Source organism: Mangrovibacillus sp. Mu-81, assembly GCF_036867415.1.
Lineage (GTDB): Bacteria > Bacillota > Bacilli > Bacillales > Bacillaceae_B > Rossellomorea.
On sequence record NZ_JBAJHU010000017.1, the window covers coordinates 1 to 21,661 of the forward strand.

Genomic DNA, 21,661 nt, shown 5'->3' on the forward strand with positions numbered 1-21,661 from the left:
CTACAGCATCAACACCGAAGTGTCAATAACTTTTTTTAAAGTTTTTTGTGTTGTTCGCCGTGTTTTGCGGCAACAGATAATAATATACCACCATATAAACCATGGCGCAAGATGTTTTTTCATGTTTTTTCATCTTTTTTATATTTTATTAGTATGAGTTAAAACATATATTTCCTTATTGTTATTCCACTTCTGGAATAGATTAAACTGGTATCTTCTATTTTTTCATTATCTTTCTTTCGCAGAAGTAGTTGCAAGGCATATATACAAAAAAGCAGCTGGCATCGGCCGCTGCTTTTTTTGCAAATGATATTAGTCGCGATGACGCATTAATGGGAACAGAAGCACATCACGAATGGATGGTGAGTTCGTCAACAGCATGACCAGTCTGTCAATACCGATACCTAGACCGCCTGTTGGAGGCATACCATATTCCAATGCTTCGATGAAGTCGTCATCCATCATATGTGCTTCATCGTTTCCTTCTTCTCTTTCTTTGAGTTGTGCTTCGAAGCGTTCTCTTTGATCGATCGGATCGTTAAGCTCCGTGAATGCATTTGCGTGCTCGCGGCCCACGATGAACAATTCGAAACGATCGGTGAAACGTGGATCTTCCGGATTTTTCTTCGCCAGTGGAGAGATTTCCACAGGGTGGCCGTAGATGAATGTAGGCTGAATCAGCTTATCTTCTACTTTTTGTTCGAAGAATTCATTTACGACATGGCCGTATTGCATATTGTCTTTAATTTCAATGCCATGCTCCTTGGCTAAAGAGCGTGCTTCTTCATCCGACATCGCTTTCCAAAAGTCAACACCGGTATGTTCTTTAACGGCATCAACCATATGAAGCCGGGTCCATTCAGGCTCAAGGTTCACTTCATACTCGCCGTATGGAACCGTTGTTGAACCGAATACTTCTTTAGCGATATGGGCGACCAGATTTTCAGTAAGCGCCATGATGTCGCGGTAATCTGCATATGCTTCATAAAGCTCGATCATCGTGAATTCAGGGTTGTGACGGGTTGAGACCCCTTCATTACGGAAAACACGTCCGATTTCGTATACTTTTTCAAGTCCGCCCACGATCAGACGCTTCAAGTGAAGCTCGATGGCGATTCTCATATACAGCGGCATATCAAGCGCATTATGATGGGTTGTAAACGGACGGGCCGATGCTCCTCCTGCAATGGAATGCATCATTGGTGTTTCCACTTCCAGATACCCATTGTTATCTAAGTATCTTCTCATCGATTGGATGATACGACTGCGCGCGATGAAGGTCTCCTTGCTTTCCTGGCTTGTGATCAGGTCAAGGTAGCGCTGACGATAGCGTTGTTCCACATCTTTCAGCCCGTGGAACTTTTCAGGAAGAGGACGAAGCGCCTTTGTCAGCAGGTGAAATTCTTTCGCTTTTACAGAAAGCTCTCCAACCTTCGTTTTAAAAACCGTTCCTGTAATTCCTACGATATCTCCAAGATCTGCAGTATTGAAGTACTCGTATGCTTCTTCGCCTACTGCATCTTTACGCACATAGATTTGGACTTGTCCTTCTAAATCCTGAAGGTGGGCAAATCCAGCCTTTCCTTTCCCGCGCTTTGTCATGATTCTTCCTGCGATCGTTACAGTAATCTCTTTTTCTTCTAACTCTTCTTTAGAAAACTCATCATATTGTGATTTGATTTCGGATGAGCTGTGTGTGCGGCCAAAACGTTTACCGAACGGATCCATTCCTTTTTCACGGATGGATTCCATTTTTTCGCGCCTTACGCGAAACTGGTCGTTAATTTCTTCATGACTCATGTGTTTTCACTCCTATTCTATCTGCTTTCCTGCTTTACTAGACTGATACGAATATATACCATACTATTTTACACAATATCCGGATTTGTAACACCCCTAAAGTTCCGGTTCTTAGAAGAGTCTAAGAAAACATCGAAAAAGGCCGTCCATCCATGCCACATCACACGAATGAATTCAGCCTTTTTTTAGATTGGTTACCCGGCGTTTACCTGGCTTTTTTTTCTCTTCTTGTTCTTCCCATCGGGGCAAGGATAAGCCCGTTGTCGTCCATTTTGATATAAACGATTTGTAACAAGGATCTTTCCTCCTTGTGATTATGTTCATCTATCAATTACGTGGAATTATTCACTATGTTCCAACTCACCCTGAGGATCAAGATCCTGCAGCGAAATATCGAGCACACCTGCAACCTTCACCAAGAAGTCTTCCTTCGGGATCCGGCTGCCTCTTTCCACTTCCCCCAGTACAGAGACGGAAATACCTAGTTCCCTTGCCAGTCCTTCCTGGGTGAAGCCTTTTAATTTCCTGAATGCACGAACGCGTCTTCCCCATTTATCTGTTTCCATAACCGAACTCCTTCTTTGTCAGGTATTTCGTCCAGAAAGCGAATGAACGGGGTCCTGAGAACAGGGTGCCCCAGAGACGGTTCAAGCTCTAAAAGCGGTATTAGAACGAATGCCCTCTCTTGCATCCTTGGATGTGGAATGAGAAGATTCTCTGATTCAATATTTTCGTGATCATAAAGTAAAATGTCAAGGTCGATTATTCTCGGCCCCCACTTGAACTCCCTTTTTCTCCCAAGGTCAATTTCCACCTGCAAGCATTGCTGTAACAATATTTCTGGACTTAAATCCGTACGAACTTCAATCACCATATTCAAAAATTTACCTTGTTCAGTGAACCCTACTGGTTCCGTTTCGTAAATGGACGATATCTTTAATACATTTATTTTACCATGATTATGGAGGATATTTATGGCTTTTTCCAAATAGGCCTCCCGTTCCCCCATATTCGATCCGAGAGAAATGTATGCGATGCTGTTCATGTTATCGACTCCTTGTAATCTCGACCGCCACCGATTGATAATGGCCGGGTATCGGGGGATCAGGCTTGATTAATGTAATCTTGCAGCTTTCAACGGCCGTAAATGCGCGCAGTATTTCAGAGGAAATCCTTTCTGCCACCGCTTCCACCAGATTAAAAGGCTCACCCTCTACCACTGACTTTGATATCGAGTAGACATCCGCATAGTTAACAGAATCCTCAAGACTGTCACTTCGTCCTGGCTTCCTTAGGTCAAGGTGAAGCTCTACGCTGACACGAAATCGCTGACCCAGTTTATTCTCTTCAGGGAATACCCCGTGATAGCCGTAAAATTCCATTTCTTTCAATATGATTTTATCCATCATCCCGCTCCTTTCCCATTAACGCATCCGTCATCTTTGCCATCCGTGCCATTTCTTTGACATCATGCACACGCACGAGCTGGCACCCTTTCTGGATGCCCCAGCATACTGTCGCTCCCGTTCCTTCCATCCGCTCGTCAACCGGAAGATCCAGCACATGACCGATGATCCTTTTTCGCGAGGTGGCATAAAGAACCGGATAACCGAGGGATACCAGGACATCAACATGCCTCATCATGTCAAGGTTCTGCTCGAATGTTTTGGCAAAACCGATTCCGGGATCGAGGATGATTTGTTCATCCTTCACCCCCGCTTTTTTTACAAGGGTAATACTTTCCTGGAGATCTTGTACCGCATCCCTCATGAACACTTCATACTCTTTATCCTCACGATTATGCATAAGGATGATCGGTACTCCATTTTCTGCCGCCACTTCGGCCATGAGCGGGTCTTTCTTCGCCCCCCATACATCATTAATGATGTGGGCGCCTGCCTCCAACGCCATTCTTGCAGTCTCCGCTTTATACGTATCGATTGAAATCGGTACATCCACTTCCTTGACCAGGGCTTCGATGATCGGGACCACCCGTGCTATTTCATCTTCAGCAGATACGGGGTCATGGCCAGGCCGTGTCGATTCGCCTCCGATATCAATGATGTCCGCTCCTTCCTCGACCATTTCCCTGGCACGCTTCACCGCATTCTGCACAGAGTCATACGATCCCCCGTCTGAAAACGAATCCGGTGTCACATTGAGGATCCCCATAATGAGGGTTCTACGGGTGTAGTCCAATTCATATTTGCCGCACTTAATCGTTTGTGGCATGATGGTTCCCTTCTTTCATGTCTTCAATGGAATATAAGTACATTACATACTTCTGATAATACTCATGAAGCTTTCTGACGTATAGACCGCTGCCGCCTGGATACACCCGGTTTCCCACCTGATTTACAGGGATGATTTCTTGTACCGAATTCGTAAAGAATATTTCACTTGCCGTATCCAGTTCACTTATACGATACAGACCCTCACGGACAGGAATTTGCAGATGTTGTGCCAAGGCCAGAATGAACTGTCTTGTAATCCCGTTCAGCAAACCCGTTTCAATGGAAGGAGTGTGGATCTCCCCTTCCTTTATCCAGAACATATTCGAGGTGATGCCTTCGCACAGATAACCGTCACCTGTGAGGAAGATTCCTTCTTTGTCCGGTGAAGGACCGATTTCTCTTTTAGCAGCGAGATTGTTGAGGTAATGATGAGATTTCAACCTCTCCTCCACTTCGGGTGTGCTCCTTCTTAATTGGAGGATGACACCTTCTTTTTCACGAAGCGGCCGGTGCGGCGGTAATTCCTTTTGAAAAAGAATGATGGTCCGTTTCTCGTAGGGAGCTGTCTGCAGCCCTATTTCGCAAGGTCCCCCCGACACATTCAGCCGGCAGTATGCATCTTCCCATTTATTTTTTCTTAAAAGCGCACGTATGACTTGCCGTATCTGTTCTTCCTGTATATCCGCTTTAATATTAAGTGCTGCAAGGCCATTTCTTAATCTGTCCAGATGATTCCCCAATAAAAATGGGTGACCGTGATACGTGCGAAATGTTTCAAAAACACCGAGCCCGTATAAATAACCATGATCAAAAGGCGAGATGGATGCTTCTGACTGATGAACGATGCTCCCATTCAAATAGATATACATTATGCCGGCATCCTAGCTTTCTTATACGTCTCAAGGAAGTTCTTCAAGATGATCTTACCCTGCTGCGTCATGATCGACTCAGGGTGGAACTGCACACCTTCGATTGCGAGCTCCTTGTGACGGATGGCCATGATTTCCCCCTGGGACGTCTCGGCTGTGATGTCGAAGCAGTCCGGCAGGGTTTCCCGCTTTACGATAAGTGAATGATACCTTGTTGCTTCGAAAGGGTTCGGCATTCCATGAAAAATCGTTTTCCCGTCATGGTGCATGTCCGATACCTTTCCGTGCATAAGCCGTCCGGCACGGATGACGTCCCCTCCGAATACCTGTGCAATCGATTGATGACCCAGGCATACGCCGAAGATTGGTATTTTCCCGGCAAAGTGCGAAATGGCACCGAGGCTGATCCCCGCTTCATCCGGACTGCAGGGACCGGGGGAGATCATTAAGTAATCGGGGGATAGTGCTTCAATTTCCACAACCGTGATTTCATCATTCCGTCTGACGATCAGCTCTTCGCCCAACTCTCCCAAAAACTGGACAAGATTATAAGTGAATGAGTCATAATTATCGATCATGAGTATCATCGTTGTTCCCCTTTTCCTTCCGCCATGGCTTTTGCCACCCAAAGTGCCTTGGCTTTCTTCAATGATTCCTTATATTCATATTTCGGATTCGAGTCGATGACGACACCTGCACCCGCCTGGATATATGCTCTATTTTCTTTCACAAACATCGTCCGGATGACAATATTCAATTCCATATCGCCGTTGACGCCTATCCAGCCGATCGATCCAGTGTAAATGCCTCTCCTCACCAGCTCGAGTTCTTCAATGATCTCCATCGTTCTTATTTTAGGTGCGCCTGTGATCGTCCCGCCTGGAAACACAGAACGGATGACATCGGCTCCGGTTTTGTTCTCATCCAGTGTTCCCTGGACATTTGAAACGATGTGCATGACATGGGAATACTTTTCAATGACCATGAATTCATTGACTTCAACGGTTCCATACTTGCAAACCCTCCCCAAGTCATTCCGTTCAAGATCCACGAGCATGACATGCTCAGCACGTTCTTTTTCATTATCGATGAGCTCTTGTGCCAGTGCTTCGTCTTCTGCAGCATCCTTTCCACGGGAACGCGTACCGGCAATCGGCCTTGTGCTCACTTCCATCCCTTTTTTCTTCACCAGGAGCTCGGGGGACCCTGAAACAATCTGGAATTCAGGGGTCTGGATGTAGCTCATATAAGGGGAGGGATTCAGTTCGCGCAGCTTTTTATAAACAGTGAAAGGCTCAGCCCCAAGTTCCTGAGACTGCCTCACCGATAAATTGACTTGAAAGACATCCCCCTGTGATATATAGTCCTGGATCCTTTTTACCGCTGTTGAAAATTGCTCTTCATCCATTGAGACGCCAATGTCGGCCGCACCCTCGTCAGGCAGCGCGACCTCTTCCGCTTCCTTTTTCCCAAAATGCTCTTGCCACAACGACGTCCATTTTTCCAAGCGGGCATGTGCCATGTCCTTCTCGCCCTGTGTCAGGATCATCGTCCACAGCATTTCATCCCTGTGGTCAAACACGACCCACTCGTCTAAATAAAAGAAGTACACTTCTGGAACCTCAAGGTCATCTTTGCTCAAAACAGGCAGTTTCTCAATTCGCCTGGCGTAATCATAGCTTAGAAAACCGATGACTCCTCCTTGAAAATCCGGAAGATCAGGCTGTCTCTTCGCTTTCAACGGCTGAAGCCATTTTTCCAGCTCGATCAGCGGGTCTCCCATTCTGGTTTCAGTGTTTTTGTCATCGTGAATCTTTAATCCTTCTTCCATACTTTCCAATACCGCTTTAGGCTGAAGTCCGGCAACACTATATCGTCCACCCCGGCCGCTTTCCAGCAAAACATGATGTGATTGATGCTTGCTAAGCTGTTCATATGCTGTGAAGAATTGTTCTTTCGTTGCACGGTTTTTTTGAAAATATAGGTGCTGCACTTCCTTCACACTCCTACTAGTTTATCTATTTTCATGATACATGAAGTTGAAGAAGGTTTCACTGTCGAAAGTTTGGAAGATGCGGATTGTGAGGGATGGTGGGTACAATTTAATACCGCTGTTGATTTCCGTGGAAGAATTCGCTTTCCGCGGGCGGCCAGTAAGCCTCCTCGTCGTAAAAGCTCCTGCGGGGTCTTACCTGTCTCGCTTTTTTCCCGCAGGAGTCTTCATCTTCCACTTCAATCAACAGCTAGATGGTCCTTTAAAATAAACTCATTACTTTAAAGAAGATGGACGAACAGGTTTCCCATGTCGATCGAGCAACTTCACTTATACCAACAATCTACTAGAAACAGCGAAATAAAAAGATCCCGAAGCAAAGGTTGCTTCAGGATCTTTTTATTCATTATTCATCATCAAATTGATAGAGAGGAGTGCTTAGGTAGCGCTCGCCGTTGCTCGGGATGACAGCCAAAACTTTCTTTCCTTTTCCAAGCTCTTTCGCCACTTTCAATGCAGCAAAGATGGCGGCCCCTGAAGAAATGCCCCCAAGGATCCCTTCTTCTTTCGCGGCTCTCCTTGCGTAATCGAAAGCCTCTTCATTGCGCACCTGGATCACTTCATCATAAATGGATGTATCAAGGATTTCGGGGACAAATCCCGCACCGATCCCTTGTATTTTATGGGGTCCCGGTTTTCCTCCGGACAAAATCGGGGAGTCGGTTGGTTCCACTGCGTATAACTTGATGGATGGATAATGCTCTTTCAGAACTTCTCCAGCACCCGTGATCGTCCCACCTGTTCCAATACCGGATACGAAGCCATCAAGCTGGTCACCCATTTGCTCCACGATTTCTTTACCGGTTGTTTCCCGATGAACTTTAGGATTTGCTTCATTTTTAAACTGCTGCGGCATGAAATATCCTTTTTCATTCGCTAGCTCTTCCGATTTGCGGATTGCGCCGCCCATGCCATCGGATCCCGGGGTCAATACAAGTTCAGCACCATATGCACGGAGAAGGTTGCGCCTTTCCGTACTCATCGTATCAGGCATGACCAGTACAGCATTATATCCTTTTGCAGCCGCCACCATCGCTAATCCTATCCCCGTATTCCCGCTGGTTGGTTCCACAATGGAATCTCCCGGCTTAAGATTGCCGGATTTCTCAGCTTCCTCAATCATGGCCAACGCGATTCTGTCTTTTACACTGCTGCCGGGATTCATATATTCCAATTTCAAATATACATCCGCACTATTTTCATCAACCAAACGATTAAGCTTCACAATCGGAGTCTGACCAATTAATTCCGAAATGGAATTTGCAACTCTCACCATTCATTCCTCACTCCTAATCCCAAGTAATTTTGTTGGATTTGTTTACTAAAATGTAACAATATTCAATATATTTGTCAACTAAAAAGCGAAGGGGCTTTGCTCAGAGGCGGGTGGCATAAGCTGAACCGGCCACGAAGGCGCTCTTTGCCTTCTTGGACGGGTTGGCTTATGACATGTGCCTCTAAGCCCTGGAGCTGGATTCAGAAAAGCGGAGGCGGGTTGGTCAGACCCGACAAGCATAAGCCAAATCAAGCGAAAAGGCCGGTCTTTGCCTTTTTGATTGATTTGGCTTATGACCTCGAGGGTCTACCCGCCGGAGCTGGACACTAAAAAGCGGAGGGGCTTTGCTCAGAGGCGGTTGGCTTGTGACATGTGCCTCTAAGCCCTGGAGCTGGATTCAGAAAAGCGGAGGCGGGTCGGTCAGACCCGACAAGCATAAGACGAATCAAGCGAAAAGGCCGGTCTTTGCCTTTTTGATTGATTTGGCTTATGACCTCGAGGGTCTACCCGCCGGAGCTGGACACTAAAAAGCGTAGGCGGGTTGCTCAGACCCGACAAGCATAAGTTCCCTATGCTACTCTATTCATCTTTTATCCCTTCTATGTTTCCTTCAAACTCATGCGATTATGTAAATTAAAAAAGACTGGCCGCTTGAACGCCAGTCTCCCCTTTATTGTTCACTTCCGTAAAACCATTCCACTTCTGCTTCCTCCCAGAAGGCTTCGGGAAGAAGCGGTGACTCCACCTGGTCAATGGCAAGCTGGCGGCGAATTTGTGATTCTACATCGTCATAACTGTAGTTTCTTTCTTTCATGATGTCTTCCAGAAGGTAGATCACGTAATCAGACCCAGATTTCAAAGGCTGACTCCACTCGCCTTCTTTCAACGAATCGAGTTCTTTCGCAGCATCAGGCGATAAAAGCTCCCCGTCTGCAGGGATATAACCAATCTCCCCGCCAAGGTGGGCGCTTTGAACATCAGTGGAACGTTCCATTGCCAGAACATCAAAGCTCGATCCGTTTTCCAGCTCTTTTATGACCTGACCGGCCTGCGATTCATCACGAACTGTAATCTGTTTCAAGTTGTACATTTTCGGGATTGAATACATTTCTTCGTTTTGTTTATAGAAGCTTTTCATTTCTTCTTCTGCGACTTCAACATCTTTTGTCAATAGCTCTTCCAATAATAAATCCGATTTGATCTGGGCTTTGACTGTTTCTTCATCATCTGTGTATTCTTCGTCGAACGAATTATAAACAGAACGGATTAAATCATACTCTTGATTAATCTCTTGTTCAGAAACTGAAATGTCATACTTTTTAGCGACTTTTTCAATGACCTTTTGATTAATCAATTGCTTAAGCTCTTGTTCACCGTATTTTTGTTCGAGTGAATAAAGCCATTCTTCTCTGGTAACAGAATCATCACCTACAGTGGCAACGACTTCGTTTCCTGCTTTTATCCCCCCCATGCTGGAGGATGCCTCAGGCTTTAACCAGAGGAATAAGGTGACAATGTTCGTGACAATCAATAACGCTGCTGCAATCAGTAAAGGTAAACGTTTAATTTTCATTGATTGTAATTCTCCCTAACGAGTTTTACTTTTTTGCTTCATCTTTGAGTTCTTCTAATTCTTTATCCGAGAATACATATGTCTCATTACAGAAATGACATTTCGCTTCTGCTTGCTGATCTTCATCGATTATGTCCTGGATTTCACTTTCGCCAAGGCTGATGATCGCGTTGGCGAATCGATCTTTTGAACATTGACACTTAAATGATACAGGCATCTTCTCGAGGATTTTCACTTCACCTTTTCCAAGCACTTCTTCCAGGACTTCCTCAGGAGTCAGCCCTTTTTCGATAAGTTTAGAAATTGGCGGGATTTTCGATAGTCGTTCTTCTATTTTTGTAATCGTCTCATCTTCTGTGCCGGGCATTAGTTGAAGGATGAATCCTCCCGCTGCAAGGATCGAATGATCTGGATTCACAAGCACTCCGACCCCGACAGAGGAAGGAACCTGCTCCGAAGTCACAAAATAATAGGTGAAGTCTTCTCCGAGTTCACCTGATACAATCGGCACCTGTCCAGAGAAGTGGTCTCTCATGCCAATGTCTTTTACGACGGAAAGAGTCCCTGACGTTCCCACTGCACGGCGCACATCAAGTTTTCCATGCTCGTTCAGATCAAAGTGAACATGCGGATTGGTGACATATCCCCGTACTTCACCCTTGGCATTGCTGTCCACAAGGATCGCTCCGATCGGGCCTCCGCCTTCCACTTTAACCGTTAATTTATTTTCTCCTTTTAGCATGGCTCCCATCATGACACCGGCACTGATGGAACGGCCCAATGCTGCTGAAGCAGTTGGCCACGTATCATGTCTTCTTTGCGCTTCACCAACGGCTTCCGTGCTGTTGACAGCATACGCACGCACCTGGCCGTCATACGCAAGTGCTTTCACTAAATAGTCGTTCATATACAGACTCCTTTCACTGGTTCATGTTTCGTTTATAAATCAATTTCAATCCTTTGAGGGTAAGGAACGGGTCCACAACATCAATGGAGGTCGATTCCTTGGAGATGAGAGCAGCCAATCCTCCTGTGGCAATGACAGTCGGTTCTTCTTTACTTTGCTCTTTCATTCGTTGAACGATTCCCTCAACTTGTCCAACGTACCCATAAAGTATTCCTGCCTGCATTGCCGTAACGGTGTTTTTGCCTATGATATGATCTGGTCTGGCGATTTCAATCCTTGGCAATTTAGCTGCCTTGGAGTAGAGTGCCTCTGTCGAAATGCCGATCCCGGGCGCGATTGCACCGCCCATATATTGTCTTTCTTCATTTATATAGCAATAAGTTGTAGCCGTACCAAAGTCCACGATGATGAGCGGGCCGCCGTATTCGTGGATGCCTGCCACCGCATTGACAATCCGGTCTGCTCCTACTTCACGAGGATTTTCATATTTGATATTCAACCCTGTTTTAATGCCTGGACCAACCACAATCGGGGTGACATTAAAATATTTCTCGCACATACGCTCCAGACTGAACATGATGGGCGGCACAACGGAAGAAATGATGATGCCGTCTATCTCTTCAAACTTCAGATCCACATGTTGAAACAGGTTTTTCACCAGCATACCGAATTCATCTTCGGTTTTATGACGGTTCGTTTCCGATCTCCAATGATATTTTAAATGGTCGCCTTCATACACGCCATATACGATATTTGTATTCCCTACATCCATTACAAAAATCAATATTCTCACCTACTAAGCCATTTGTTTTCACACACTGCCAACATCATACCATATCTTATTATTAATAGGTAAGTACAAAAGCCGTGGACAACCTTTAACCCACATAGGTTTGTATTATTGAATAGACACTTTATATCCCGCTGTTAATTTCAGTGGAACACTTCGCTTTCCGCGGGCTGTTGGTGAGCCTCCTCGGTCAATTGGGCTAACTGTCTAGCTCCAGCGCTTAGAGGCACATGTCATAAGTCAAACCGACCGAGAAGGCAAAGTGCGCCTTCGTGGCCGATTCGCCTTATGCCACCCCCCTCTGGGCAAAGCCCTTCCGCTTTTCGGTTAGGAGTCTTCGTCTTCCACTCCAATCAACAGCTGGAACAGGCTATAACACACAACGTACTTTACACGTTTATAATTTCCCCCAGCAAACCAATTTCATCGATTTAATCATAAAAAAAAGAGGCTGCACCTCAGATGGTGAGCCTCTTTTTCATATTATGTGCGATCTGTTTTGTCAGATTCGTCTTCAGTGGTGGTGTCTTTTGTATCTGCTTCGATTACGTTTTCTTCATTTTTCTTCTGGATGTTTACCTTTACGTCGCTTTTTGTCTCTTTGTCAGATTCATACGTGCGTTCGGGTAATGTTCCGTGATCGACCAGATGCTTGATTTGTGCAGCATCGAGTGTTTCGATGTCCAGTAATGTTTTCGCTATGAGCTCAAGCTTGTCGCGATTCTCTGTAAGAATCTTTCTTGCACGTTCATAGCTTTCTTTGATCAGGCGCTGCATTTCCGTGTCAATATCCTGGGCGATGGCATCTGAATAGTTTTGTTCACTATTGATGTCCCGTCCTAAGAATACCTGACCGCCTTGCTGGGAACCGAATTGAAGCGGTCCGAGTTTATCACTCATACCGTATTCAGTGACCATTTTACGTGCAATACCTGTGGCACGCTGAAAGTCGTTATGCGCACCCGTCGATACTTCGCCGAAGATGATTTCTTCAGCGACACGTCCGCCAAGCAGGCCTGTGATTTTATCAAGAAGCTCCGGCTTCGTCATAAAGTAGCGATCTTCCTTAGGAAGCATAACGGCATATCCGCCAGCCTGCCCGCGGGGAACGATGGTTACTTTATGTACCATATCCGCTTCATCAAGCACTACCCCGATAACGGTGTGACCCGCTTCATGGAAAGCGACGATTTTACGTTCTTTCTCCGATATGACACGACTCTTCTTGGCAGGTCCCGCAATGACACGGTCCGTTGCTTCATCGATATCGCGCATATCAATCTTCTTCTTATCTTCACGGGCGGCAACAAGTGCTGCCTCGTTCAGAAGGTTTTCTAAATCTGCTCCTGAGAAGCCTGGTGTTCTCATCGCGATCGCTTTCAGATCGACTGAATCATCAAACGGTTTGTTTCGGGCATGTACTTGAAGTACAGCTTCACGGCCGATTACATCTGGACGGTCCACCGTGATTTGGCGGTCAAAACGCCCTGGACGCAATAGTGCAGGGTCAAGGATATCCGGGCGGTTTGTCGCCGCGACGATGATGATCCCTTCGTTTGCTCCGAAACCATCCATTTCAACGAGAAGCTGATTAAGCGTCTGCTCACGTTCATCGTGGCCTCCACCCAGACCTGCACCACGCTGACGGCCTACCGCATCAATTTCATCGATGAAAATGATACAAGGTGCATTTTTCTTCGCATTTTCGAATAAGTCACGAACACGGGATGCCCCGACACCGACGAACATTTCGACGAAATCAGAACCACTGATAGAGAAGAACGGTACTCCCGCTTCTCCTGCTGCAGCTCGTGCAAGTAATGTTTTACCTGTTCCCGGAGGTCCTACTAACAGCACCCCTTTAGGAATACGTGCACCTATTTCAGAGAATTTTCGTGGATCCTTAAGGAATTCCACAACCTCTACAAGTTCCTGTTTCTCTTCATCCGCACCTGCTACGTCTTTAAAGCGAACCTTCTTCTTCTCTTCGCTATAAAGCTTCGCCTTACTTTTACCAAAATTCATGACACGGCTGCCGCCGCCCTGAGCCTGGTTCAGTAAGAAGAAGAACAGAATGAAAATGATCACAAATGGAATGATCGTTGTAAAGAACGATACCCATCCGCTTGTTTCTTTGGCCTGTAATACGTTTACATCAATACCCTGCTCGGAAGCTGCAGCATTGATTTGGTCCATTAACTTGCCATCGGTAGTAAGGACATAGGTTAAGAAGGATTCTCCTTCTTTAGCACCCTTTAGCTCTCCTTTTACCTCATATACACCTCTACCAGGCTGAATGGAGAATGATTCAACATCCCCTTTTTCAAGCTGGTTGATGAAAGTACTGTATTCAATATTTTTGGTTGGTTCGTCGTTGTTACTAAAATAACTCACCACACCTATAATGACTAAAAAGACCAGTAAATAGAATATGGTGTTACGAAAGATCCGGTTCATCCCTTACCTCCTCCCACGGGTAAACAAACTAACTAAAATAGTATCATAGTAAATCATGGCATTACAACAAATAGGGCTTGATGTTTTACAATAAAACAATTAGAATATTCCTCTTTAGATTACTCTTATTCCCCAGTTGTATACACTTCAGGTTTCAACACACCGATATACGGCAGATTGCGGTATCTTTCCGCATAATCAAGCCCATATCCAACAACAAATTCATCAGGGACGATGAACCCTACATAATCCGCTACGATATCGGCTTTTCGGCCTGACGGCTTATCTAAAAGAGTGACAATGCTGATGGACTTTGCTTTACGGTAACGGAACAGCTCAACTAAGTAGCTCAACGTCAAGCCGCTGTCGATGATATCCTCGATGATCAGAATGTCACGGCCTTCAACTTTGGTATCCAAATCTTTCACAATCTTCACTTCTCCGGAAGAAACAGTGGAATTCCCGTAACTTGAAACATCCATGAAATCCATTTCCATATGAGTATCCATACGTTTGCACAGATCAGCCATGAAAGGCATTGCTCCTTTCAATACGCCGATTGCCAAAGGAAATTTATCCTGGTATTCCTCTGTAAGCTGCGCGCCTAAACCTTTGATCTTTGTCTGAAGCTCTTCCTCTGAAATCAATACCTTTTCAATATCCTGATTTAACAATGTTCAACTGCCTCCTAGAAGATGATTGCTTTTAAATTGTAATACTAAACTATTTTCCCGGGCTTCCCCTAAATCGTAAATTGATTTCTTCATTCCCGGAACCCAAAGGATCTTATCCTCCGAGTCGACGACGACCGGCCATTCACCACGTAAATGACGGGGGACTTTTTCGTCAATGAATAGGGTTTTAATCTTCTTTGTTCCTTCTAAACCTTTGATTTTCAATCGATCTCCGGTCTTTCTCGTTCGAATGAATAACGGAAGCGCAACGTCTTCGCGATTTATGTACACGCGGTCACCGTTACAGTCGTCAATATCCAATAAAGAATCTTGGAGAACCAATTGAGAACCGTTTGGAAGTGTAAGGGTATCATTGACCTTTAACTCATAACAATAAGGGGCTTGGCCAGACTCTAATTTCCCAAAATGAAAATAACAGGTTTGATATGCCTTTGTTACATGGAGACCCCCAGGTAAATCCAAGCTGGCATTAGGTGAATTCCCCTTTAATATACCCAATACACCATAAATATGTATAGTCGATAAAGAAGATGGTCTTTGTTTGTAAAGATAGTTTAATATTAGATTAATCCCTCTTCTTTGTAAAGGCTCAGCCATTGCAAGGAAGCCTTCAATTTCGAGCGCAGAAAAAACCTCTGTATTATTCCATACCTTATTCAACTTTTCCCTCGTTAATTCCTCTAAAAACACTTCATCTTCTGTTATTTCTTCACTAAATTGTTGAAATTGATGATGAACGAGCGGGTTTTCTTCCTTCAAAAAAGGAATGATCGTCCTCCGGAAGCGATTCCTTGTATAAAGATCCTTATCATTACTGGGATCTAAACGGGGAGAAAGATGATGCTTCCTGCAATAGTCTTCAATCTCTGCCTTCGTAACGGGAAGAAACGGCCTGATGATCTGACCTGGGGGAAATTCACGCTTATACGGGATCCCTGCACGGGCCTTGCCGGCTGAACCCCTCGTCAGTTTCATCAGAATCGTTTCCATCTGATCATCCCCATGATGCCCCAATGCAAGTTTGTCTGCAGAGACAGTATGCATGACTTCTTTGAGGAAATCATATCGAACGTTTCGCGCAGTTTCCTGCAGGCTCCCATTTTTATCTTTCATGATTTTTGAAACATCGATTCTCTCCCCGCAAAAGGGAATCTGCCGCTCCTCACAAAAATGCTTAACAAAAAGGAGCTCCTGATAAGACTCCTCTCCCCGAAACATATGATCGAGATGAGCAGCAACCACTTCGGCTCCCCATTCATTCCTATTCACATGAAGAAAATGAAGCAGTGCCAATGAATCCGGACCACCGGAGACAGCTGTCACGATCCGGTCTCCATCTTCTATTAATTGATGACGTTGAATGAACTCTTTTGTCGCCTTTCCTAACATGTTCTCTTCCTCTTCCCGGCTCATTTTCCCTTATTGTATCAATTTCCCGGCTCAGGTACTACCATTCTACATGAGCTCACCATAGATATACAGGATATACAGCATCGAGACGATCATGATCACCATAACCGTTTCAAGGAAATGACTGGATTTCTTCCGTTTTTGCTGCTGGATCCTGCTCCGTTGTGAAGAAGGAGCAGAAGCAGAGGAAGGTGCCTTCTTTGTCCGGCCTGTGGCGCCCGCGGTGTTTCCTCCATGTGAGATGCCCTGCAATAAATGATTTCTCATTTCATCTGCAGAACGAAAGTCTCCTTCCAGCGCTTTTTCGATTGCAGACTGAAATTTGTGCAATTGATCTTTTGCTGCAACGGCCTTTCTTAATTGTTGTATATTCCCGGTTCCCGTCTTATTGAAACGCTGGGGGTATGCTAGATTGATCAAGATCATAGCCACCGAAAAAAGATCATAAGTAGGTTCAGCTTTTCTGGAACCGCCAAGCCAGTACCCGCGGTCGAAAAACTCGGTGAATTCCTTGATCGCCCTGCCCTGGATGGTCGTTCCTCCGACATCGATACAGCGAATCCTGTATGGGGGACCGGTGACGATGAGATTTTCCGGTTTGAGGTCACCGAACACCCAGCCTTCACGATGAATCCGTTCCAAGTCCGAAAGAAGCTGGGCAATCAGCACACCGGTCCATGAAGGTCCTTTCGATTGTACAAAATGCAATAGATTCACACCCTGGATATATTCCATCACATAAAAATGTATAATCTGCCCTCTCGTCTCCCAATCATCCACCTGATGAAGTTTAGGTCCAAGAGGTGTTCCCTGGACCTTTGAAAACGACTTTAATACATTGACTTCTGATGTGATAGAGACGTTACTGTCACTCATCTTCAATGCCAGGTATCCGGCAGCTCCCTGAACAAGATATACGATTCCGTTGGCACCATATCCCAGCTCCTTTACAATCGTATAAATTTGTTTATACCATTTCCCTCTTATCACAGTCCCAGGAGGGAAATTAAATGGTTTCTTCGAAGTATTGTTCATCATCGCCACGAGAGAGCAATCCCCTTAACGAACGTTTTTTCTTGAAATAGGTCAATGCTTCTGAGATGGCCGGGCCTGTTGGGGTGATGCCGCCTGGAGACAATTTAGAGAAAATGCTCGTAAGTGTTTCGAGCTTTGGCGTCCAATCCAGCAATTTTTCGACATCTTGTCGTTTCCCGGGAAATACAAATACCGAAAATTTATTGTCTCCCATTCTAGCATTCAAGCTTAAAGACAGGTCCAGCAAAGCTTCTTTGACTGTCGGGAGCTTGTGTTTCATGCTTGCAGACGTATCGACAAGAATCAACACTTCCATGTCGACAGACTCTCCCAACTCATCTACCACTTCCATTACTTCCCCTCGCTGATCAGGAGGAAGTTCTTCCATCGAAGCGGATTTGCCGAGAATTTGCTTTAATTCATTATTCACTAATCCTTGCAAGGTCTGAGTCATAGCCTTTCTCGTTACCATCTGGACGGTTTGGGAAAGCTGCTGGGCATAAACGATCTGACTGACACCGCCCCCGGATAAAGCAATCCCTTCGATTTCCTGCATTCCGTTATCATCAATTACATCATTGTCCATTACCCCTATGACGTTTACCGTGATTCCCTGTTCTTTGGCAAGAGCCGCCATTGCGATTGGATCTTCCCCTTGATTCGAGCACCCATCCGTTATTAATAGAATTTGACGAAGTGTACCTGTTTTCATCAGACTCCCCTCCTAATTCAAAAGATGGTATCATCTTCGCCGAACCAGGAGAAATTTATACTTCATTTCACTATTTTTATAGAGGGATCGACCATCCTTACGAAATCCGTTTCTTATCTTTTCCATGTGTTTTTTGTATAGGGATAGACGACCATTTCGGAATATTATGTTTGATTTTCGATACGACGATCGTCATGTCGTCCTCAATGATTCCCGAGCTTGAACGTATCACTTCCTCCATCAGGATATCTGCCACTTCCTGGGGTTCATCGGTTTCGAGTTCCTTCACTTTACGTTTCATCCATAAATCATAGTTTTCCACATGCTTTGGTCCTTCAAAGGCACCATCACTCATCATAATCAGCAGGTCACCCGCTTTTAACTGCTCGGATACGACATCCACATCGAAATCATGCTGCAGCATTCCCATTGGCAGATTGCCGGCTTCTATTTTCATCACCTTGTCTCCCCGTTTAATAAAACTCGGGGTGGATCCGATTTTTAAGAATTTAGAGGATGCATTTTGTAAGTCTATCATAGCCAAATCAAGTGTCGAGAAAATTTCATCATTGGTCCTTAAGGAAAGGATCGAGTTCACAGACTTTATCGCTACCTCCTCTTCAATTCCTGATTCAAGGATTTTTTTGAGCAGTCTGAGCGTTTCGTTGCTTTCATAGTGGGCGCGCTCCCCGTTCCCCATGCCGTCACTGATCGCAACGGCGTATTTTCCTGCACCCAGCTCAATCATCGAATAACTGTCCCCTGAAACAAGCCCCCCTCCTTTGGCGGCATGCGATACTCCGGTATCCACTACAAATTTCTTTGCAGACCTGAATGTCATCTGACAATAACCATTTGGAAATTGAGCACAATCCTCCTTATACACCACAATGTTTTCCCCGAGAATATCCGATAACATCGGGGCGATCAGTTTTTCTCCCTGTCCATGTCCGCCGCAGTATGGAATCGTCATATCGATGTCCACATTTCCCTGTTCCAGGTTGTAGATTTCTATATTCTCTATCTCTATCCCGAATTCATTGATGCTTGCCAGGATCTGTTCCTCCTGAATATGATGATTTTCCCTTTCTCTCTGAATCTCTTTCGCGAAGTTGCCCATGACTTCAGAGACACCGAGCAGCTGATCCGCCACTAGTTTCCTGCTCTCCTTCACTTGTTTTTTAAGTTTTAGATTGGCCTGGTAAAATGTCAGTTCCTGATAGATCGTATCCTGGAGCTTCTTTTCTTTCGTACAATGCTTGTCCAGTTCCCTGTGTAGGCGGGGGGACAGCGGAATTTTCCCTTGATCGAACTCATTCATCACATCTTTCATCAGATTATAGGTTTTATCAAAATTCCTTGACCAGCACTGATCCTTTTTAAAGCAGGTCTGACATGTCTTTTCTGTGACATTGCTCAAGAAATAGTCAAATTCCTTATCTTCCTCCTCTTCGAACCGGTCTTCTATTTGTTGAAAGCTGTTCGATAACGCCTGAAAGACAGAAGAAAACTGGGTGACCCTGTTTGCCGTCACGTCCCTGACCCTTCTCATATATCCCTGCTGCTCCTGCTGGTATTCAGGGGTGCCGGGAATATGTTTGGCAATTTTAACGGCTAGGCTCTGCGGTGTCAGGAACAGCAAGAGGATCGCCACTCCCGATTCATAGAGGGTTTTAGTCAGGACCGTATCACTGTCTCCGTACATTCCCATAAGCAGGGTGGCGATTAACAAACCGATTGCTGCTCCAAATTTCTTCCCTTCTTTCATCAAACCGCCCAAAAGGCCGGAAAAAGCAAGCAAACTCATTTGATAAAAGCTCGCGACATTCGCGAGGCTGAAAATCAGTCCGGTGACGACCCCTACGGTCGAACCGATCGTAGCTCCTGCGACAAATGAAAATAGCAGAACTAAATATCTTGATAAAATATGTTCGATGGACAGGCTGTAAACGGCCCAGCCGATCGTTCCCGTCATGATTGAAGCAAGGAGGATGATCAGGCTGACCACTTCTTCTGTTTTAAGCGAACGTCTTCTGCGCTGCACGGTGACGAGCGGGACGCTTTGAATGAATATATAGGTTAATAGAAACGCGAGGCTCGCTTCGATCATGGCCATCACGCCATTGTAAATCGTTAAAACCTGATCCTGTTGGATGTAATCAAATGCAAGCTTCACTCCCATCACGGTGAATAACACATAGAACGCTACATATTTAAGTTCGTTTTTATGATATTTTTGTGTTAAACGAAAGATTACTAGGAATAGTATCGTGCTTGCGAACGTATAAGTAATACTGGAGAAAGATAATGTGACCGCTCCTGCAAGCAGGCCCAGTAAAGCAATCGGTGATTTTTCCCGCCGGACAAGATAGACAGATGCAAAGAACGGAAGAGCAAACGGAGTCAAATGCGACAGAATAAGTGCCCTTCCCAATAAAAACCCAATAATGAACAGTGCGATCCCTTTTTGAACAAACAGCCATTCCAATTTGGAATAAATCGACTTTATTCCTTTAGACAATTCCAGCCTGGTGTGTTCAATATCTACATTTTGAACAGGTTCTATGGTTGTCTGATTGGCTTTACCCATGTAACAAACACTCCCCATTTACTTTTTTGTAAGGCTCTTTTCACAAACTTGTTGTTTTACTAGCTTGAAAATACCGGCGCTTGGGTATTTTCAATCGTTTAATCGGATCACAGTTTAAGCTTGATTTCGAAAAGAGCACGTAAACACGCTCCATTTCAAACTTCTTCGACAACGTACGAAAAACAACAATTTTTTGAAGAAAAGCTTTTTGTTAAGTATAAATGGGACAAGTTTAAAAGTTTGTCAAAATGAGGGAATGATGCCTAAGAATGTTTCGACGGCATTCTATTCATTCCGTTATAATATTCTGAAAATTTCGGGTTTCGTCTTGTGTTTTTTTGCCAATTATCTTCTATAAATCAGTCGCAGACTGACATGAAGGAATTATGACAAATTCTTTTATTATTTCTGTTGACAAGAATTTTGTTTCTATGTATCATAGATTTTGTGCTTAAAACACATATGGCGGTGTAGCTCAGCTGGCTAGAGCGTACGGTTCATACCCGTGAGGTCGGGGGTTCGATCCCCTCCGCCGCTACCATATTGCACGGCCCGTTGGTCAAGCGGTTAAGACACCGCCCTTTCACGGCGGTAACACGGGTTCGAATCCCGTACGGGTCATAACAAAAAAGCGCATCGGTCAGCCCCGACAAACATTGAAGCTGACAATGAAAAGACTATCCAATACCGGATAGTCTTTTTATTATGCCTTTTCTTTATAAAGCGACTCTTCGATCTGTTTCTGATGGTGTTTGTCGTGCCAGATGAAATCGTCAAAAAACTCGCTTAACGTATAGTGATGATCATCCACTTCAAATGACTGTCCCATCTGCTCTTCATCGAGGGACTCTATGTAATGAAGGATGGACTTTCTTGTTTCGGTGCCTTCCTCGAGTAACCGTTCTTGCGTCACCCCGTCATGAGCATATTTAGCAGCTTCCTGATTGAACACATCAAACTCCGGAAATGAAGGAAGGACAGCCCCTTCCGAAACGTTAGGCAGAACTCTATGGAATATATACTTATCCCATTTAATGATATGCGAAACATTTGCAGCAATCGACCATTTCCCTTCTTCCATGGGTGCGTACCATTTGTCTTCTTCTACACCCTTCAACTCTTTCAACCAGGAAATGAAATAGTCATGATGATTGATCAGTTCTTCTTTTCTCATCTAAAGCCACCTCACATGAATATTTACAAACATATATTCGATGAAGGCGGGGGTAAATCCTCTTTCATAGAACAAAAAAACAGGCG

20 protein-coding genes, 2 tRNA genes and 1 pseudogene are annotated in these 21,661 nt (G+C 44.8%); 3 read left to right on the forward strand and 20 right to left on the reverse strand.

The features are described 5' to 3' along the window. Nucleotides 1-312 precede the first annotated feature (312 nt). From lysS to cysK, 10 genes and pseudogenes are all read right to left on the reverse strand, one after another. A complete protein-coding gene (gene lysS / locus V6B33_RS20530; RefSeq protein WP_334219522.1) occupies nucleotides 313-1,800 on the reverse strand; it encodes a lysine--tRNA ligase in 1,488 nt (495 codons plus the stop codon). Nucleotides 1,801-2,141: 341 nt separating this feature from the next. Next, nucleotides 2,142-2,366 (reverse strand): helix-turn-helix domain-containing protein, encoded by a 225-nt coding sequence (locus V6B33_RS20535; protein WP_334219523.1) that lies wholly within the window; start codon nucleotides 2,364-2,366, stop codon nucleotides 2,142-2,144. Beyond that, nucleotides 2,318-2,845, reverse strand: coding sequence for a 2-amino-4-hydroxy-6-hydroxymethyldihydropteridine diphosphokinase (folK, locus tag V6B33_RS20540; protein ID WP_334219524.1), 528 nt, complete (start codon nucleotides 2,843-2,845; stop codon nucleotides 2,318-2,320). The genes V6B33_RS20535 and folK overlap by 49 nt, the downstream gene beginning before the upstream one ends. Nucleotide 2,846: 1 nt before the next feature. Further along, nucleotides 2,847-3,206, reverse strand: coding sequence for a dihydroneopterin aldolase (folB, locus tag V6B33_RS20545; protein ID WP_334219525.1), 360 nt, complete (start codon nucleotides 3,204-3,206; stop codon nucleotides 2,847-2,849). Continuing rightward, entirely contained in the window at nucleotides 3,199-4,032 is an 834-nt protein-coding gene (folP, locus tag V6B33_RS20550) for a dihydropteroate synthase (protein ID WP_334219526.1), read from the reverse strand. The genes folB and folP overlap by 8 nt, the downstream gene beginning before the upstream one ends. Then, nucleotides 4,016-4,903: an aminodeoxychorismate lyase gene (pabC, locus tag V6B33_RS20555; RefSeq protein WP_334219527.1), complete on the reverse strand. Its 888-nt coding sequence runs from the start codon at nucleotides 4,901-4,903 to the stop codon at nucleotides 4,016-4,018. Before pabC ends, folP begins: the two co-directional genes overlap by 17 nt. After that, on the reverse strand, nucleotides 4,903-5,490 hold the full coding sequence (pabA, locus tag V6B33_RS20560; RefSeq protein WP_334219528.1) for an aminodeoxychorismate/anthranilate synthase component II: 588 nt from the start codon (nucleotides 5,488-5,490) through the stop codon (nucleotides 4,903-4,905). The genes pabC and pabA overlap by 1 nt, the downstream gene beginning before the upstream one ends. Next, a complete protein-coding gene (gene pabB, locus V6B33_RS20565; RefSeq protein ID WP_442915574.1) occupies nucleotides 5,487-6,896 on the reverse strand; it encodes an aminodeoxychorismate synthase, component I in 1,410 nt (469 codons plus the stop codon). Before pabB ends, pabA begins: the two co-directional genes overlap by 4 nt. A gap of 5 nt (nucleotides 6,897-6,901) precedes the next feature. Then, nucleotides 6,902-7,143: pseudogene (locus tag V6B33_RS20570) on the reverse strand (hypothetical protein). A 159-nt stretch (nucleotides 7,144-7,302) separates the two neighbouring features. Beyond that, the gene (cysK, locus tag V6B33_RS20575; protein WP_334219530.1) at nucleotides 7,303-8,232 is read right to left on the reverse strand and encodes a cysteine synthase A; all 930 of its coding nucleotides are present in this window, start codon (nucleotides 8,230-8,232) and stop codon (nucleotides 7,303-7,305) included. Between the two features lie 365 nt (nucleotides 8,233-8,597). On the opposite strand from cysK, the gene V6B33_RS20580 reads away from it, so the two are divergent. After that, a complete protein-coding gene (locus V6B33_RS20580) occupies nucleotides 8,598-8,759 on the forward strand; it encodes a hypothetical protein (RefSeq protein WP_334219531.1) in 162 nt (53 codons plus the stop codon). 143 nt (nucleotides 8,760-8,902) lie between these two features. Here the strand turns inward: V6B33_RS20580 and V6B33_RS20585 are convergent, their stop codons facing one another. The 9 genes from V6B33_RS20585 to spoIIE form a co-directional block, all read right to left on the reverse strand. Beyond that, nucleotides 8,903-9,805 carry a peptidyl-prolyl cis-trans isomerase gene (locus tag V6B33_RS20585; protein WP_334219532.1) on the reverse strand — a complete coding sequence of 301 codons (903 nt, stop codon included), beginning with the start codon at nucleotides 9,803-9,805 and terminating at the stop codon, nucleotides 8,903-8,905. A 25-nt stretch (nucleotides 9,806-9,830) separates the two neighbouring features. Beyond that, the gene (gene hslO / locus V6B33_RS20590) at nucleotides 9,831-10,712 is read right to left on the reverse strand and encodes an Hsp33 family molecular chaperone HslO (protein WP_334219533.1); all 882 of its coding nucleotides are present in this window, start codon (nucleotides 10,710-10,712) and stop codon (nucleotides 9,831-9,833) included. A gap of 13 nt (nucleotides 10,713-10,725) precedes the next feature. Next, nucleotides 10,726-11,496: a type III pantothenate kinase gene (locus V6B33_RS20595; protein WP_334219534.1), complete on the reverse strand. Its 771-nt coding sequence runs from the start codon at nucleotides 11,494-11,496 to the stop codon at nucleotides 10,726-10,728. 489 nt (nucleotides 11,497-11,985) lie between these two features. Continuing rightward, complete coding sequence (ftsH, locus tag V6B33_RS20600) at nucleotides 11,986-13,959, reverse strand: ATP-dependent zinc metalloprotease FtsH (RefSeq protein ID WP_334219535.1); 1,974 nt, start codon at nucleotides 13,957-13,959, stop codon at nucleotides 11,986-11,988. 125 nt (nucleotides 13,960-14,084) lie between these two features. Beyond that, entirely contained in the window at nucleotides 14,085-14,633 is a 549-nt protein-coding gene (hpt, locus tag V6B33_RS20605; RefSeq protein WP_334219536.1) for a hypoxanthine phosphoribosyltransferase, read from the reverse strand. A gap of 3 nt (nucleotides 14,634-14,636) precedes the next feature. After that, nucleotides 14,637-16,043: a tRNA lysidine(34) synthetase TilS gene (tilS, locus tag V6B33_RS20610; RefSeq protein ID WP_334219537.1), complete on the reverse strand. Its 1,407-nt coding sequence runs from the start codon at nucleotides 16,041-16,043 to the stop codon at nucleotides 14,637-14,639. Nucleotides 16,044-16,109: 66 nt separating this feature from the next. Next, nucleotides 16,110-17,102 carry a protein kinase domain-containing protein gene (locus V6B33_RS20615; protein ID WP_334219577.1) on the reverse strand — a complete coding sequence of 331 codons (993 nt, stop codon included), beginning with the start codon at nucleotides 17,100-17,102 and terminating at the stop codon, nucleotides 16,110-16,112. Further along, nucleotides 17,071-17,811, reverse strand: a complete 741-nt coding sequence (locus tag V6B33_RS20620; protein ID WP_334219538.1) for a VWA domain-containing protein — start codon at nucleotides 17,809-17,811, stop codon at nucleotides 17,071-17,073. Before V6B33_RS20620 ends, V6B33_RS20615 begins: the two co-directional genes overlap by 32 nt. Before the next feature lie 97 nt (nucleotides 17,812-17,908). Beyond that, the gene (spoIIE, locus tag V6B33_RS20625; RefSeq protein WP_334219539.1) at nucleotides 17,909-20,401 is read right to left on the reverse strand and encodes a stage II sporulation protein E; all 2,493 of its coding nucleotides are present in this window, start codon (nucleotides 20,399-20,401) and stop codon (nucleotides 17,909-17,911) included. 464 nt (nucleotides 20,402-20,865) lie between these two features. Here spoIIE and V6B33_RS20630 point away from each other — a divergent pair. Both V6B33_RS20630 and V6B33_RS20635 read left to right on the forward strand, forming a co-directional pair. Further along, a tRNA-Met gene (locus V6B33_RS20630) sits at nucleotides 20,866-20,942 on the forward strand. An 8-nt stretch (nucleotides 20,943-20,950) separates the two neighbouring features. Then, nucleotides 20,951-21,022, forward strand: a tRNA-Glu gene (locus V6B33_RS20635). 82 nt (nucleotides 21,023-21,104) lie between these two features. On the opposite strand, the gene V6B33_RS20640 is transcribed toward V6B33_RS20635, so the two are convergent. Beyond that, the gene (locus V6B33_RS20640) at nucleotides 21,105-21,575 is read right to left on the reverse strand and encodes a DinB family protein (protein ID WP_334219540.1); all 471 of its coding nucleotides are present in this window, start codon (nucleotides 21,573-21,575) and stop codon (nucleotides 21,105-21,107) included. Nucleotides 21,576-21,661: the final 86 nt, after the last annotated feature.